Raw genomic sequence first — 15,862 nt, 5'->3', positions numbered from 1 at the left:
GAATAACCCTAGGGTTTACCTAGGGTTATTAAATCCAGTGACTTAATTTTTTTAACAATAGCGTTTTATCCGCTGGTTTTAAAACGTAATCATTCATTCCTGATGTACGGATTTTTTCTATCGTTGAAGGGCTATTGTCACCCGTGTGCCCAATAATAGGCACTTTACTGTAAGAAGCGGTGGATGAACGGATAGATAAAGTGGCCGAAATACCATCCATAATCGGCATTTCAATATCCATTAACACCAAGTCAATTGAATTATTGGCCAACATTTGTAATGCTAATTCCCCATCGCTCGCTTGCAGTACTTCATACCCTTGCTTTTCTAGCAACAGAGCGGTGAAGCTACGTAAGGAGTGGTTATCATCGACCAACAAAATTCGTTTTTCATAATCATATTGTTTTAACGGGATAACATTTTTATCGGCAATAAGCTCTTCCGTTTCAAAGAGTAGTTCATCAATAATCGCCGATCCATCCAATAACAATTTGTGCTTTTCAATTGGGTAAATGGTTAAATGACGCTCCATCGTCAGCGCGTAACGCTGATTTTGGTCATATAAATAGCAAACTTTTGCTTGTGTAAAATGCAGTTTAGGTTCCAGTTTGGTTAAGTAATCCGGCGTTTCATCCAACGTTTGCAGATCCACAAAGATCAGATCAAACTCAAATTCAAACTCTTCTCGACGCAAAGCACTCTCAGGCTCTAAGACATTAAGCTGGAAACCAAGATAGAACGATTTCTCACTGAGATAACGATTCACTATGCTCGTTTTGCCAATATAAAGCAGAGATTTCGCCTTCATTAGATCGAGTTTAATATTAGCGACGGCTTGCGAATCATACTCGGGAAACGTTAAAGTAAACTCCGTCCACTCTCCAAGTTCAGAACGGCAGATAATATCCCCTCCAAAAGCATGCATTACTTTACGGCAAAAGGGTAACCCCAGACCATAGCTGCCATTTTTACCGAAGGTATAAAAGTCTTTAAAAATATCGTCCAGCAAATGAGGTTCAATACCAACACCATTGTCTTTCACTGTAATTTGGTGGCAATTCTCACTTGATTTCAAGGTGATATGGATATTAAACATATCGTTATTTTGATAGTAGAACGCATTCTTGAGTAGATTGTAGAGCACGTATTTTAACAGTGTACTGCTGCCTAAAAAATCAAAGTCATCCACCACCTTAAGAGTCACTGCCTGCCTGTCTTCTGGTCTTTTATAAGAAAAACTGCGCAGTGCCTCTTCTATAACAGGCTTTACAGCATGCTTTTTAAAGGTCGATGTTGAGACCCTATTTTGATCAATCGAAGTTAACAGCAAATCAATGGTCTCATTACCGGAGCGAATGACTTCATCAGCATCTCTTAATAGCCCAGCAATCAGCTCTAAATCTTTAGACGGTAGCGTATAAGATTCTGATTTGGATGCCGTAGGATTGGGCAATACTGAACCCATTACTTCAATTGACGCTTTTAACGCACTTAATGGATTTCTCATTTCATGCGCAATCCCTGCGCCAAAAGACTTGGCAATTGATACCTTCGCTTCATGTTCAATTTGGTTACGAAAATAGAACAGGTTGCCAAAAATGTAAGTAAATAGAAAAATCGGTACGTACGGCCATTCCACCATCACTCGCAGTTCCGCGTCCATTACGCCATAAGTCACAAAGTAAGCACATGCTAATGCAATGGCGGCTTGAATCAGCATAACTTTTGTTTCGTGGACTAAGAGGATATGGAGGAAAATAGACGCCATGAACGACATCGCCCAGATCGTTGACCAATCGTTCATCAGCATCATGTAGCCAAAAAAGAATGGCAAACAAAATCCTATTGAAAACAAGTAATAATAAGGTAAGTAGTGCTGTAAATGTTTCGGCGTTGAATTGCGAAAAATAATCCCCGCAAATAAAATGGCGCAAATCGCCCGTAACTCCATACTTTCATAAGGTTGTGGAAAGAGATAAGTCCACACGTAATAATAAAGGGGAAAACCAATGAACCCCATCCATCCCACAAGGGTGAGGTTCGGCTCAGCGTACTGGTATATTTTTTTTACTACGTCCATGCAACCTTACCAAACTGATACATTCATTTTTATAATCATCATTATGCATAACATGGTCTTTTTAAACGTCGAAGTGAGTCACACTCGCCACGCTATGCTTATTAATAACTAGCACAAGATAACCTACATTCCCATTCATTATGCAACAAGTCTTATTGAACTGCCGTTGTTTCTCGCCACATCGACATCAATGCGTAAGGCTATTTGCTCTTTCAGCTCGCTCACGTGAGAAATGATGCCGATCGTTCGGCCTCCTTGTTGTAAGTCGACAAGGGTTTGAATCGCCAAGTCCAATGACTCAGGATCTAAACTGCCAAAACCTTCATCGATGAACAGTGTATCCAGTTTAATACCGCCGCTGTATGATTGCACCACATCCGATAAACCCAGCGCCAATGACAACGCCGCCATAAAAGATTCACCACCAGACAAGGTCGCCACATCTCGCCATTTTCCGGTGTAGCCATCTTCGACCATCAGATCAAGCCCTGAACCCACATTACCTTTGGCGCGATCTTCTTTACGCTTGAGCAGGTAACGCCCCTTACTCATGATCTGCAGCCTCATTGAGGCTTGGATCAGCACATCATCTAACAGCACGCCAAGAACAAAGCGGTGTAAACTCACTTTAGCGCCTGTTTTGCCGTTGGCGATATCGCTCAAAGTCCCAAATACTTGGTACTCTTGCTCTAAGGCTTCATTTTTTATATGTAAAATAGCGATTTTTTCTTTCACACTGGTTAAGGCATCCATTTTAGACCGTAACGTGCTCCATTGATCCAATGCGCTTTGCTGTAACATGGCTACAGCCTCGACCGCGCTTGCATACTCAGCAAGATTGGGCTCACTTTTTTCACTAAGCTCACTGGCTAATGTTTGAAGCTGGGCGTTTAACGTCGTACTTCTTTCATCAAATTGTTTGATCTGCTTTTCAAGCTGCTCGATCTGCTGCGAAGATAAACGTGCCTGTAAATAGTGCTCAGTATCGTCGAACTGGCTCTCAATCAGCGCACTGTGCCACTGCTGCTGTGACTGCGTAAACGCATTTTGCCAATGTATCTGGTGTTCGACCGCCGCCGCCAACGCCGCTTTCGCACCAGAAAAATCGGCGTTCGCTTGATTGAAGCGCGCTTTAGTTTCCGCATCTAAATGGTTGAGATTGGCCAATTGTAGCTCTAACTGGGTTAAAGATTCGTTCAAATGCAAACTGTCTTGATACAACTCCGGGATCCCTTGGCTTAATGCAGAAACTTGAGTCTGCTCTTTGGCAACCGTCAGGGTGGCTTGTTCGACTTTATGCTGCTGCGTTTCAGCATTTTGCTTAGCTTGTGCTAACTGCAATTCTAATTTTGCCAATTGTTGAGCTAATTGCTCTGGATTGAGCGATTCAAGATGAGCAATGGAATGTTCAAGATCGCTTTGAGCTTGCTGCAGTTGCACTAAACTTTGCGTATTTCCAGATAATGACTCCCTCAAACTTGCCATCTCTTGCTCAAGCCGTGCGTATTGGGTCGCTCGTTGCTGTTGCTGTTTTAGCGTTTCTTGCTCTGTGGCCAGTTTGTTTTGCTGTATCGCTCTTGCCTGCTGCACTTGCGCCTTAGTCACCGTTTCTCCGGCATAACGCGCTAATTTAGGATGATCGCAACTGCCACACACCGGGCACTCGTCGCCTTGCTCCAAGGTTCGAGCCAGCTCGGCGGCTTGGTTGGTGTGCCAAATCAGCTCTAATTTATCGGCTTGCTGTTTTGCGTCCAACGTTGCGTGCTGCGCCAACTCAAACTGCTGCTGACTATAGCTCAGTGCAGCTTGCTCTGTGGCTAAACGCTGTTCAAGCTGCTGCAGCTTTAATAAGCGATCAATCTGCTGTTTGGTGGTTTCAAGCTCTAAGTGCTGTCCTTTTAACTCAGCCAACTGTTGGTTGACTCTTTCGCACTCTTGGCGCTTAAGCATAATTTGCTGCTCAAACTGCTCAACAGCGGCGTGCAAGTTGTGGCGATTTTGCGTCGCGAGCTCCACTTCACGTAAGGCTTGTTGCAGCGCTTTTTGATGATGCTCCCGTTCAACAAGCTTAGTTTTGATTAGGTTTAAGTCATAAATTTGTTGCATCAGATTCGGCACTACTTTGACTTTTTCTGCCGCGTCTTCTTGAGCCGCTTTGGCCTGTTGCCACTGCTGTTGTGACTGTGTAAGCGCTTGTTCTTTTTCGACTTTTGCTTGGTTGGCCGCTTCTAACTGACGTTGTGACGATTGTAATTCGTAATAGGGTGAATCTAAGCGCGTCGCTTGCAAGGCTTGCTGCCTTTGAGCTTTTACCGCATCGATGACGGACGATTGTGCATCGTGATCGGCTTTAAGTTGCACGAGTTGACGCTGCTCTTGAAATTGTTTAGCAAGGGTTTGCGCCGCTTTTTGCTCGCTACTCGCTGCATCAAACCTTTGCTGGGCATCTAAGTACGCGGCGTGAGCGGCCGTTAATTGGGGTGACAGCTCAGCAATGCACGCTTCAAGGTGTGACTCGCTAGTCGCGTTCACGACGTCCAATGCGCCTTTAATTTGGTGATCAAATTCTTCTTTCGCTTTGCGGATCCCCGCGGCTTTCTCAAACAGCGCTCGTTCAATTTGGCTATAAATGTGAGTTTGAAACAACTGACCAAAGATTTGCTCCCGCTCTTTGGAGTTGGCAGTCAGTAATTCACGAAATTTACCTTGGGGGATGACCATCACTTGGCGAAACTGTTTTACATCTAAACCGATCAATTCCACCATGGCTTTACCGACAGGATTAGGTTTGTTAGCAAGCAATTTTATTTCGCCATCGACCCATTCAAACAAGCTCGCGGCATGGGATTTTTTTGTTGAGCCTTCACCGCGTTTTTTCGGCACTTCTTGGTCGGGCGAGCGATCAACTTGGTAGATTCGCCCGCCAAGCTCGAACTGGTAGCTGATTTCGGTGAGCGTGTGCGGGTCCGCGTAGTCGCAGCGCATTTGATCACCAGTGCGCTCACTGCCTGTCGTTTCACCATACAAAGCGTAGCAAATGGCATCGAGCAGTGAACTTTTGCCCGCTCCGGTTGGACCATTAATCAAAAATAGCGGCGAGGCACCCAAGGCGGTAAAATCCACCACTTCTTTATGAGCAAAGGGGCCAAATGCTTGCAGGGTCAATTGTATTGGACGCATTAGGCTTGGGCTCCCGGTTTTAGTGCTTGAATGACGTCGATCACCGCTTGCTCTTGCGCTGCGGTTAACGCTTCTTGCTTAGCTTCTAAGAAAAAATCGCGGAACATATCCACCTCACCGCGTGCCAAACGTGCACGCCCCATTGCTTGATCAACTCCCACCAACATGCCCGGTTTTTCTAAATGCAGTACGTTGGGGTAGGATTGACGCAGTTTTTCCATCGGGTCCAGTATCGCGTGTTTGTCGGTAAGACGAACCAACAGATAATCGTGGTTGTGTGGGTCTGTTTTGCCTTGCTCTATGATCTCCAGCAACTCACCTTCAATAATACGCATGCTATGAGGAGCAGTCAGTGGCACATGCGTGGCGCTGGCAAAACCTTGTTCATCAAATTCAACCAAGGTCGCTCCTTTCTTGTGGTGCTGCTCTGAAAAGCTGTATTTCATTAGAGAGCCAGAGTAACGGATATACTCTTCCCCCTTTTTCTGCGGTTGGTGCAGATGGCCGAGCGCAACATAATCAAAAGGTACAAAGTGTTGATGACTGACACGATCAGAGCCGCCAATGGACAAAGGACGTTCAGAGTCAGATTCGATAGCGCCATCAACAAAGCAGTGGCCAATCATAACGTGACGTTGTGACGGATTCCACTGCGATATAATCTTCTCAATAAGGTATTGATGGGCTTCATCATGGCTGGTTACGGACTCTCCAAAGTGGTGGCGAACGACTTCAGGGTCGTTATAAGGCATACCATAAAATGCCACTTCACCAGCAGTGGCTGATTTTAGCACCACAGGCTGCATCATCTGTTCAAAATTGCTAATAATGTGCAAGCCCGAGTGTTGCATCTGCTTGGCCGCAAAGCCTAAACGCTTCGCCCCGTCGTGGTTACCGGGGATCATAATTAAGGGGATGGAAAGCTCGTTGCACACCCGGTTGACTATATCATCCATCAATTCAATGGCTGCCGTCGGTGGAACTGAACGATCGTAGATATCTCCGGCGACGATTAAAGCATCCACCCGATTGCACTGCAGATACTCAATCAATTGATTGAGTACTGCGCGCTGATCATCCAATAAAGAAACGTTATGAAATTGTCGACCGAGATGCCAGTCAGAGGTGTGCAGAAACTTCATTCCAACCCTAAAGATAGCGAAAATCAAAGTGCTTCATAATACGCGATTAACCAAGAAAAGCGACGTAAGATCGAGCAAAACAGAGCTTAGGTTACGTGAATTTTCTTGATGACTTTATAAAAATCAAGCTAAAAAGTGACCATCAATGAATACGAACTTTCAGTTTACGAGGCACCAATTCGATCCCAGCTTGATAACGTTTTGCCGAAGCGTTGAGTGCCAACGCGAGTGCGCTGTCGGCAATCAGCTCAAACTGCTGCGGCAACGAGTTGATTTTAATCGGCAAGAAATCAAGTAGACGGTTGTCACCAAATGTCGATAACTTAACCTGATTCATTAAACTTGGGTTTTCAAACAATACATCTAAAATCCCTTCAAGCAGAGTGTAGGAAGTCGCGACGATCGCATCTGGCATACTGTTATTGGCGATCCATTCATTCACCACTCGTTTGCCCTCTTCACGGTTAAAGTGCGCGCCATAACCGATGATACTGTGCAGATTTTTCGCTCTCAGCGCGGCTTCAAAACCCAACTGGCGTTCTTGCGAAATATTAAGCTCTGGTAATGCACCGACCAAACCAACGGTTTTAATCTCCGGCGTTAATAGAGAGTGAGTCAATTCAAACGCGGCGTTGAAATCTTCACTGATCACACAGGCGAAAAATTCATCATCTAACGGGCGGTCAATCGCAATAACCGGAGTACCTGAATGTTGCAACTTGAGATAAAACTCACTGGCGTGAGGAATCGCGCTGGCAACAAACAGTGCATCGATGCGGCGTGAGACCAAGGCATCCACCACCGACATTTCGGTATGCGGGTCATCGTCCGAACAGGCGATGAGAATTTGGTAACCCGCTTGACGAGAGTTCTGCTCTAACAATTTGGCAAGACGCGCGTAACTGGTGTTCTCAAGATCAGGGATGATGAGCCCAAAAGAGCGGCTATTTCCTGCTCGCAAAGCAGAAGCGGCGTGATCGGGACGGTAATTATGGGCATCCACCACCGCCATCACTTTCTGCTGGGTTTTTTCACTAATGCGGTACTTCTGCGCTTTGCCATTGATTACATAACTGGCGGTGGTTTTAGAGACTCCCGCTAACTTCGCTATCTCATCTAGTGTCATATCAACCACTCTTGTTCTGTGCGTCGGATCATAGAACTCATTTTTTGATCCTTGATGAAGTTGAATTATACGCTGAATCGATTCAGTATAAAAGCTGAAAGGATTCAGCAAAATTACAAAATGATAACTAAGGCTACATTTGACCATCACTTCATCGATGTAAAAATCACCAAATGTGAGTGTTATAAAAAATGAGCAGTGCGAGTAAGTTGAACAGCGCCATTTTTCGTCAAAAATAGGTTTGCTGAATTTTTTTGGGAAAAAAGCTGAAACGATTCAGCTTGAATAAATAATATTAATAAACTATCGCTTAGGTGAAATCTATACTTCAAAGTGATAACGAATTAAGCCGTAAGGCAAAGAGGCCAAAATGCTGCAACTCAATTCCAACAATATTACTTTGGGCCAATCACCCACGAACAAGCAAGAGGCGATTCGAGCTATCGCAGCGGATCTAACCAACAAAGGGTTCGTCGAAGCAGGTTATGTCGATGGCATGCTTAACCGTGAAGCTCAGAATTCGACCTTTCTTGGTAATGGTATCGCGATCCCACACGGTACAACCGATACACGTCAACTGGTTAAGCAAACGGGTGTTGCTGTTCACCACTTCCCCAACGGCGTTGACTGGGGTAACGACACAACCGTTTATGTCGCGATTGGTATTGCAGCGAAATCCGATGAACATTTGGGCATTCTGAAGCAACTGACGCAAGTGTTATCCGCCGATGGCGTTGAAGAGAAACTGAAACAAGCGTCCAGTGCCAATGATGTCATTGCACTCCTCAATGGTGAAGTGCAATTTGAGCCTGATTTTGATGCTTCGTTGATCCAACTGCTTTTCCCTGCCAGTGATATGGTACAGATGAGCGCCGTCGCTGGCGGTTTGCTACGCAATACCGGCTGTGCCGACAATGAATTTGTTGCCGAACTGGTCACGAAAGAGCCAACCCACCTAGGCAAGGGATTGTGGTTAATCAGCAGTGACAAAGCGGTCAAACGCACGGGCATTTCGTTTGTGTCAACCGCCAATGCGTGTGAATACAATCAACTCAACGTCAAAGCCTTGATCGCGATTGCCGCTTGTAATAATGCTCACCAAAACATTCTGGATAAGCTCACGCAGCTTGTGCTTCAGCAACAGCAAGAAACCTTGCTCAATGCGAATGCTGCCCAATTATTGGCTTTCTTCAGCAATGACAATGAGCAAGCTCCGGCAAAAGATGAGAGCGCAGCAAGCAAGGTTGCGGTATTCAAAATCAAAAATGCACATGGTCTGCACGCTCGTCCAGGAGCGATGTTGGTGGCCGAAGCGAAGAAATTTGAAGCCAATATCAAAGTGTCTAACTTAGATGGCGACGGAAAAACAGCCAACGCGAAAAGCCTGATGAAAGTCATTGCGCTGGGCGTAAAACATGGCCACCAGCTTCAGTTTTCAGCTGAGGGGGCAGACGCCGAGCAAGCATTAGAATCGATCGGTAAAGCGATTGCTTCTGGTCTAGGTGAAGGGTGAGGATTAAGCCATGACAAATAAAGTCGTCACTATCACGCTAAACCCAGCGCTTGATTTAACAGGTAGCTTGGATGTGCTGAATGTTGGCTCAGTGAGCCTAGTCAAACAAGGTTCACTTCACGCCGCAGGTAAAGGGGTTAATGTTGCGAAAGTACTGAGCGATCTCGGTGCAAAGGTGACTGTGACCGGCTTTCTTGGCCGTGATAACCAAGCGTTGTTCTGTCAGCTATTTGATCAGATGGCCGCAATTGATGAGTTTGTTCGTGTTGATGGTGCAACCCGTATTAACGTGAAATTGGTGGAGCAATCGGGTGAAGTGAGCGACATCAATTTCCCCGGAGTTGAAGTGACGCCGCTTGCCATTGAGCAGTTCGAACGCACTCTCGAGAGATTAGCCGCTGATCACGACTATTTTGTGCTCGCTGGCAGCTTGCCACAGGGCATCTCCCCAGCATTATGTGCTTCGTGGATCGAAAAACTGCACTCCATGGGTAAAAAAGTGCTGTTTGATAGCAGTCGTGATGCCCTCAAAGCGGGTCTTGACGCAAAGCCTTGGTTGATTAAACCAAACGATGAAGAGCTTTCTCAGTTTGTGGGGCGTGAACTACACACTCCTGAGCAATGCCAAGCTGCCGCCGCGCAACTGGCCGAAAAAGGCATTGAAAATATCGTGGTGTCGATGGGAGCAAATGGCGTGATGTGGTTGAACCAACATCAATGGCTGCATGCAAAACCACCACGTATGCAGGTCGTTAGCACTGTTGGCGCAGGCGATACTTTAGTCGCGGGCCTTTGCTGGGGACACATGCAGCAGATGGAAAAAACAGAACTGCTTACTTTTGCCACTGCCCTCTCTGCGTTAGCTGTTACGCAAGTCGGCGTGGGTATGTCAAACCGAAAACAACTCGAAACCCTACAACAACAAATCCAATTACAACCCGTTAGCTTAAGCGCTAACTCATAAGGACAGAAGGTCGTAACTATGAAGATTGCTATTATTACCGCATGCCCCAGTGGCGTTGCAAACAGCATCATTGCTGCCGGGCTGCTTGAACAAGCGGCAAAATCGCTCAATTGGACCGCGGTGGTTGAATGCCATTCCAGCATCATTCAAGGCCATACGCTCTCTAGCAGTGAAATCGACAACGCAGATGTGGTGGTTATTGCTCGTAATACACCAATAGATACTACTCGCTTTATCGGCAAAAAAGTGTACCAAAGTGACATTTCAGCCTGCACCTCTGATCCCGTTGCTTTTTTAAACAGCGCGATAAACGCAGCGACTATCCTAACTGAGCAAGAGGCAAAAACGGTGTCTGCGCCAGTCGTAACGCAAGCCGCTAAAAAAATCGTGGCGATTACCGCTTGTCCAACGGGTGTTGCACACACATTTATGGCGGCAGAAGCGCTAGAAAACCATGCAAAACGCCTTGGCCACCAGATCAAAGTAGAGACACGTGGTTCTGTGGGCGCGAAAAACCAACTCACGGCGCAAGAGATTGCTGATGCGGATTTGGTGATCATTGCGGCCGATATCGAAGTGCCACTCGATCGTTTCAACGGCAAAAAACTGTATAAAACCAGTACAGGTCTTGCACTGAAAAAAACCGAGCAAGAGATCACCAACGCGTTTAACCAAGCGTCTATTTATACGCAATCGTCAGCGTCTAATAACAATCAAACCGAAGAGAAAAAAGGGGTGTACAAGCACCTGATGACTGGGGTATCTCACATGCTTCCTGTCGTAGTCGCGGGTGGTTTGATCATCGCACTCTCTTTTGTGTTTGGTATTGAAGCGTTTAAAGAGCAAGGCACATTAGCGGCAGCGCTGATGACCATTGGTGGCGGTTCAGCCTTTGCATTAATGATCCCTGTCATGGCGGGTTTTATTGCGTTCTCGATTGCTGACCGTCCGGGGCTTGCTCCTGGTTTGATTGGCGGGATGTTGGCAAGCTCTACCGGAGCCGGTTTTCTTGGCGGTATTGTGGCCGGTTTCATTGCAGGTTACGCCGCTAAATTCATTGCAGATAAAGTCTCCTTACCGCAATCGATGGAAGCGCTAAAACCAATCCTCATCATTCCATTTGTGGCGAGTCTCTTTACTGGCTTGGTGATGATCTACATCGTCGGTGGCCCTGTATCGAGCATCATGGCTGCAATGACTGAGTTCTTAAACAACATGGGCTCAGCCAACGCCGTACTTCTGGGTGTAATCCTAGGCGCGATGATGTGCTTTGACTTAGGTGGGCCGATTAATAAAGCAGCGTATACCTTTGGTGTTGGTCTACTGGCTTCGCAAACTTACGCACCAATGGCCGCCATTATGGCTGCGGGTATGGTGCCAGCGTTAGGTATGGGCCTTGCCACTTTCCTTGCCAGAGACAAATTCGAAGCCGGTGAACGTGAAGCGGGTAAAGCCTCATTTGTACTAGGTTTATGCTTTATCTCTGAAGGGGCAATTCCATTTGCAGCGAAAGATCCAATGCGCGTTATCCCAGCTTGTATGGCAGGCGGCGCGTTAACGGGTGCACTGTCTATGTTGTTTGGCGCGAAATTAATGGCTCCGCACGGCGGCTTATTTGTCCTACTGATACCAAATGCGATTACACCTGTACTGATGTACCTAATCGCGATTGCGGCTGGTACGGCGGTGACTGGCTTTGGTTACGCCTTCCTTAAAAACCGCGCAAAAGCGAGCGAGAGCTCAACCGCGGCAGCAATATAATTTGCATCATTAATATCTAACCATCATGAGTGAGCAGCAGCGCTGCTCACTTTTTCACGCTTTTCCAGGGCTAAAATTCCTTTACACGCACCGCTGACACGCCGCATACTCACCCTCAGTTTAAGTAGCCTCGCGATAGTTATGATCCAGTCATTGATGTTTGCCTTCTTGTTTAGCTTATTGAGCCTGTTCTCCTCGCTCAACCTCAATGCTACACAAAGCTTTTCGGCGAGTGAGTCTACGACAATCCAGCATGTTCATTTTTCCAGTCATCCATTTTTTGTTGATCGTGATGCAGCAATATTAACCACAAGGCATGAAACACCACGAGTCAGTGGGCTTCGGTTAATCTCAGATGACGACGAAGAGACGAGCGCAGAAACTACCCTACTTTTTTACACTCTCAGTACCACTGCGTTTGTCGTCATTTGTTCTCTGTATATAGGTCAATCAACTCACGTTTTTGTGCGTAAAGCACTGCAATTTTCCAACCTGTATTCACGCTTCGCCCACGCTTAACACCTTTTTCAATCGGACCAATTATTACTATTTACTGATTGAGGAAGCTTGTTATGAATACTTTTTTGTCTATTTTCTCTGCCTTATGGCATCAAGATCTATTTGCGCTACAACAGGTCGATCTGTCGTTACTTTACCTCTGTATTGGGTTACTTATCTTCGTTGAAAGTGCATTTATTCCAGCAGCGCCGCTGCCTTGCGATAGTGTGATTGTACTGTGTGGTAGCCTTGCGGCCGTTGGGGTACTCAACCTGTATGCCATTATTGGCGTGCTGGTTTTTGCTGGTTGGCTGGGCAGTGCGATCGCCTTTTATCAAGGCCACCAACTTAAAGAGTGGCGATTAGTCTCAACTTGGCTCAACAAAGTCTCAGAAAAACAGTGGCGCACTACCGATAACTTGATCCAAAGGTATGGGCTACTGGCCATGTTCATGGGGCGCTTTCTGCCGGTAGTTCGTTCTTTGCTGCCTATGGTAATGGGGCTGCGTAATGCAGTAACACCAACACGCTTCCTGCTCGTCTCACCACTGAGCGCGCTGGCGTGGATTCTGTTTTTGGTCGGCTCAGGCTTAGGTATTTCTCTTTTGCCCGATAAGCTTGCCAAAATAGCCAATCATGCGTTGATATTAGCACCACTGATGACACTGTTGATCGCTATCTCAACGGTACTGGTGGGTTGGTTAATGCGTAAACGTTCACTGCAAAAAGCCCCTCGTATCAGTGAAGAAAGCCAGTAGATCACCGAACTAATCTCTCAGCAGTGTGAAGCTAATGCTTCCACTGTTGAAGAAATTAGCCAGCCTCTCTGTTTTATGGTGTTAGCTGACGTGTTAGAGATATCCAATACAAAGGTGGGTAAACTATTCAAAACCTAACACTACCGTTACACAATGTAATTAATAACATTCATTGTTACGAAAAAATTGAAACTTCTTTCTCAAAACCTGAGTTGACAGTCGCATTCCCCCAAATAATTCAAACCTCATGACGTATATTGCCACCAAATACATGTCGAGGTTGTTATGAAAATATATCGTCTACTATTCGTTAGTTGCTTATTTCTGTTGGGATGTGCTTCAAATCAAGCGTTCACTCCGATCAAAGAAGATCCCTATTGGGCGAGTGCCGAGCTGGCCAATGGCATGAAATACCACATTTATCCCAATCAAAAAGAACCCGTTTCCATCCGCTTGATTGTTCACGCAGCCGCATTTCAAGAAAACAATCAGCAACAGGGCTACGCTCATTTTCTTGAGCATATGGCTTTTAATGGCAGCGCTCATTATGCCGGAAATGATGCGATCAAAACCTTTGAGCAATCAGGTGTCAGTTTTGGCCCTGACATCAATGCTTATACTGCTTATCAAGAAACGGTTTACAAACTGGATTTACCCGATAACCAAGCGGTAGAGCCAGCTCTGGTCTGGTTTAGAGATATTGCCGATGGTATAGAGCTTACTCCCACATCGGTTGAAAATGAAAAACGCGTGATCATGGGCGAGTTTCGTTTCTCACGCAAAGAGGAGAAGAGCTACGCTCAAAACGTTTATGAGCACATGATTGCTAATACTTTATATGCACAACATGATCCCTTAGGCACCAAAGAGAGCGTGAACCAAGCAACACCCGAAGGAATTGCCGATTTTTACCGCACTTGGTATCAGCCACAGCTCACCGAAATCGTTATCGCCGGCAATATCACATTAGAACAAGCCACGGCATTGATAGAAAAACACTTCGCGAGCTGGGAAAAAGGCAGCACGCCAATGCCGACTAGAAACCACAGCATTACCGCCAATAATACAGATTTTGTGGGTTACATTGGTGCCAATGACTCACCGAACATTAGCCTATTCATCGACCGTGGCGAGCAAAAAATAGCCAGCCGTGAACAACAAGCCCAGTGGTGGCTCGATGATATCGCCCAGCAACTGATACAACAGCGGTTATCCAGCAATTTTAGTGACGCCAACCTTCCGGCACTTTGGATTTATTCCCAAACTATCCCGTTTGAAACCCAGCGCTATTCGTTTGCAGAGGTCGGGTTTCCAGTGGACTCAAGAGAAGCATCGCAAAATCTCTTCTTCTCCACACTTGCTGCACTGCGTGATCATGGTGTGGGTGAGCAAGAGTTTCAGGCGATTTTCCGTCAGTATCAAGAGATGTTAGCGAACTTCGATAACAATTGGCAAAAAGCTACCGCGATAGATTTAGTCGAAGAAAAAACGCTGGCGCGCACGTTGGATCAACCGATCCAGTCACATTTAGACCGACGGTCGACGTTAACCGAATTTATCTCGACCACCAACAATGCCATACTCGATGAACACCTTCGCAAATTATTGTCTAGCGACTACCAGATCAATATTGGGTTGGATAAAAGTGAAGACAAAGAATTCGTCGTCGCGACACTGCCAACACTCAAAACCCTGTTTGCCCAAAAAGGGCAGCCACCGCTACTACAAGAGGTCAATCAAGCTTTTGTAACACCTACGCAGATAGGTGCCATTTTGTCAGAATCTCAACCTCAAGAGTCGATGGATATCACCACTTGGACGCTAAGTAACGGTGTTGAAGTGTGGTATCGCAGAGACATTAACGCAGGGGAAAAAGTGTATGCCACTTTGGCTAGCCTTGGTGGTAAAGCAAGCTTAGAGCCCGATTTGCGTAAAGCTTCTGAAGTGCTTATTCCGAGTGCCATACGCGGTGGAATTGGTAACTTTAGCGGCTCTCAGTTGGATAATCACCTGAGAAGACACGGCATCATATTGAATCCCTACATCGACTTTACGTCGCATGGTATCAGCCTTGAATCATCTAAAGATGAGTTAGCCGAAGCGTTTGCGGCCCTTTATACGGCGATGACAGCCATCAACATCGACGACAACCATCTGCAGTTAACAAAACAAGAATTTAAAGAAAATCGTGATACTTTTCTTCGCTCACCCATTGGTCAGATGGCGCTCGCCATTAATCGCAATAGCTATCTGCCGAACACCACTCATTGGTTATACGAAGGATCGGACATCAATACGGTGAGTGTTGAACAAGTGATGCAAACCCATGATGACCTCTTTAAGAAAAATAGGGGTTTTAAACTCTTTATTACCGCAGACATTCAACCTGCCGAACTGAAACCGCTGTTGCGTACCTATGTGGCGTCATTAACCTTCAGCTCCGCACCTGAGGTCGATTATCGCATTGATTATCGCGCAGACTTTCAGCCTCGAATCGACATGGCGATCAATGACGAAAAAAGCAGTGCCTATCTTGCCAGAGTGATCAGTAACGACCCGGAACACAAATCGGCTACTACTATCTTTATGGATGATATGTTGTGGCGTGTGGCAAACCGCCGCATGGTGAGTCAGGTGCGTGAACAGCTAGGGTTGGATTACGCTCCCAATGCTTTTTCGGTTTCAGCCTATAGTGAACCACACAACGATTGGCTATTTAGCGTGGACATTTCATCCAATGATGTCGATACCGCAGAGCAAGCCATTGATAAGCTGATTGACGGTTTATCTGTCGAAATAACGGAAGAGGAAACGCTCACCGCAGCAAAACAGTTGATTGC

9 protein-coding genes and 1 pseudogene are annotated in these 15,862 nt (G+C 46.1%); 6 read left to right on the top strand and 4 right to left on the bottom strand.

Annotated features, from left to right (window positions below; translation table 11 throughout):
• Positions 1-28: 28 nt before the first annotated feature.
• The 4 genes from PL85_RS03170 to cra all read right to left on the bottom strand — a co-directional run bounded on the left by PL85_RS03170 (position 29) and on the right by cra (position 7,675).
• A complete protein-coding gene (locus PL85_RS03170) occupies positions 29-2,080 on the bottom strand; it encodes an ATP-binding response regulator (protein ID WP_013868489.1) in 2,052 nt (683 codons plus the stop codon).
• 138 nt (positions 2,081-2,218) lie between these two features.
• Positions 2,219-5,260: an AAA family ATPase gene (locus PL85_RS03165; RefSeq protein ID WP_115340065.1), complete on the bottom strand. Its 3,042-nt coding sequence runs from the start codon at positions 5,258-5,260 to the stop codon at positions 2,219-2,221.
• The gene (locus PL85_RS03160) at positions 5,260-6,402 is read right to left on the bottom strand and encodes an exonuclease SbcCD subunit D (protein WP_115340064.1); all 1,143 of its coding nucleotides are present in this window, start codon (positions 6,400-6,402) and stop codon (positions 5,260-5,262) included. Before PL85_RS03160 ends, PL85_RS03165 begins: the two co-directional genes overlap by 1 nt.
• A 142-nt stretch (positions 6,403-6,544) precedes the next feature.
• A complete protein-coding gene (gene cra, locus PL85_RS03155) occupies positions 6,545-7,675 on the bottom strand; it encodes a catabolite repressor/activator (RefSeq protein ID WP_174223868.1) in 1,131 nt (376 codons plus the stop codon).
• Between the two features lie 223 nt (positions 7,676-7,898).
• On the opposite strand from cra, the gene fruB reads away from it, so the two are divergent.
• From fruB to PL85_RS18795, 6 genes and pseudogenes are all read left to right on the top strand, one after another.
• Entirely contained in the window at positions 7,899-9,041 is a 1,143-nt protein-coding gene (fruB, locus tag PL85_RS03150) for a fused PTS fructose transporter subunit IIA/HPr protein (protein WP_115340062.1), read from the top strand.
• 10 nt (positions 9,042-9,051) lie between these two features.
• Entirely contained in the window at positions 9,052-10,005 is a 954-nt protein-coding gene (pfkB, locus tag PL85_RS03145; protein WP_115340061.1) for a 1-phosphofructokinase, read from the top strand.
• Positions 10,006-10,023: 18 nt separating this feature from the next.
• Complete coding sequence (gene fruA, locus PL85_RS03140; RefSeq protein WP_094163156.1) at positions 10,024-11,766, top strand: PTS fructose transporter subunit IIBC; 1,743 nt, start codon at positions 10,024-10,026, stop codon at positions 11,764-11,766.
• A 141-nt stretch (positions 11,767-11,907) separates the two neighbouring features.
• A complete protein-coding gene (locus tag PL85_RS03135) occupies positions 11,908-12,285 on the top strand; it encodes a hypothetical protein (RefSeq protein WP_234782774.1) in 378 nt (125 codons plus the stop codon).
• Positions 12,286-12,338: 53 nt separating this feature from the next.
• On the top strand, positions 12,339-13,022 hold the full coding sequence (locus PL85_RS03130; protein WP_026028609.1) for a DedA family protein: 684 nt from the start codon (positions 12,339-12,341) through the stop codon (positions 13,020-13,022).
• A gap of 285 nt (positions 13,023-13,307) precedes the next feature.
• Positions 13,308-15,845: pseudogene (locus tag PL85_RS18795) on the top strand (M16 family metallopeptidase); the annotation flags it as partial.
• Positions 15,846-15,862: the final 17 nt, after the last annotated feature.

The organism is Vibrio anguillarum, from assembly GCF_001989995.2.
GTDB classification, from domain to species: domain Bacteria; phylum Pseudomonadota; class Gammaproteobacteria; order Enterobacterales; family Vibrionaceae; genus Vibrio; species Vibrio anguillarum.
The sequence above is the reverse complement of the archived record's forward strand: the minus strand, read 5'-3'. Positions and strand labels throughout refer to the sequence as shown.

What these genes read in the sequence shown, in the direction of transcription:
- PL85_RS03160 (WP_115340064.1), bottom strand. Translation starts at nt 6,402, where the DNA reads ATGAAGTTTCTGCACACCTCTGACTGGCATCTCGGTCGACAATTTCAT.
- PL85_RS03130 (WP_026028609.1), top strand. Translation starts at nt 12,339, where the DNA reads ATGAATACTTTTTTGTCTATTTTCTCTGCCTTATGGCATCAAGATCTA.
- fruA (WP_094163156.1), top strand. Translation starts at nt 10,024, where the DNA reads ATGAAGATTGCTATTATTACCGCATGCCCCAGTGGCGTTGCAAACAGC.
- fruB (WP_115340062.1), top strand. Translation starts at nt 7,899, where the DNA reads ATGCTGCAACTCAATTCCAACAATATTACTTTGGGCCAATCACCCACG.
- PL85_RS03135 (WP_234782774.1), top strand. Translation starts at nt 11,908, where the DNA reads ATGATCCAGTCATTGATGTTTGCCTTCTTGTTTAGCTTATTGAGCCTG.
- PL85_RS03165 (WP_115340065.1), bottom strand. Translation starts at nt 5,260, where the DNA reads ATGCGTCCAATACAATTGACCCTGCAAGCATTTGGCCCCTTTGCTCAT.
- cra (WP_174223868.1), bottom strand. Translation starts at nt 7,675, where the DNA reads ATGGTCAAATGTAGCCTTAGTTATCATTTTGTAATTTTGCTGAATCCT.
- pfkB (WP_115340061.1), top strand. Translation starts at nt 9,052, where the DNA reads ATGACAAATAAAGTCGTCACTATCACGCTAAACCCAGCGCTTGATTTA.
- PL85_RS03170 (WP_013868489.1), bottom strand. Translation starts at nt 2,080, where the DNA reads ATGGACGTAGTAAAAAAAATATACCAGTACGCTGAGCCGAACCTCACC.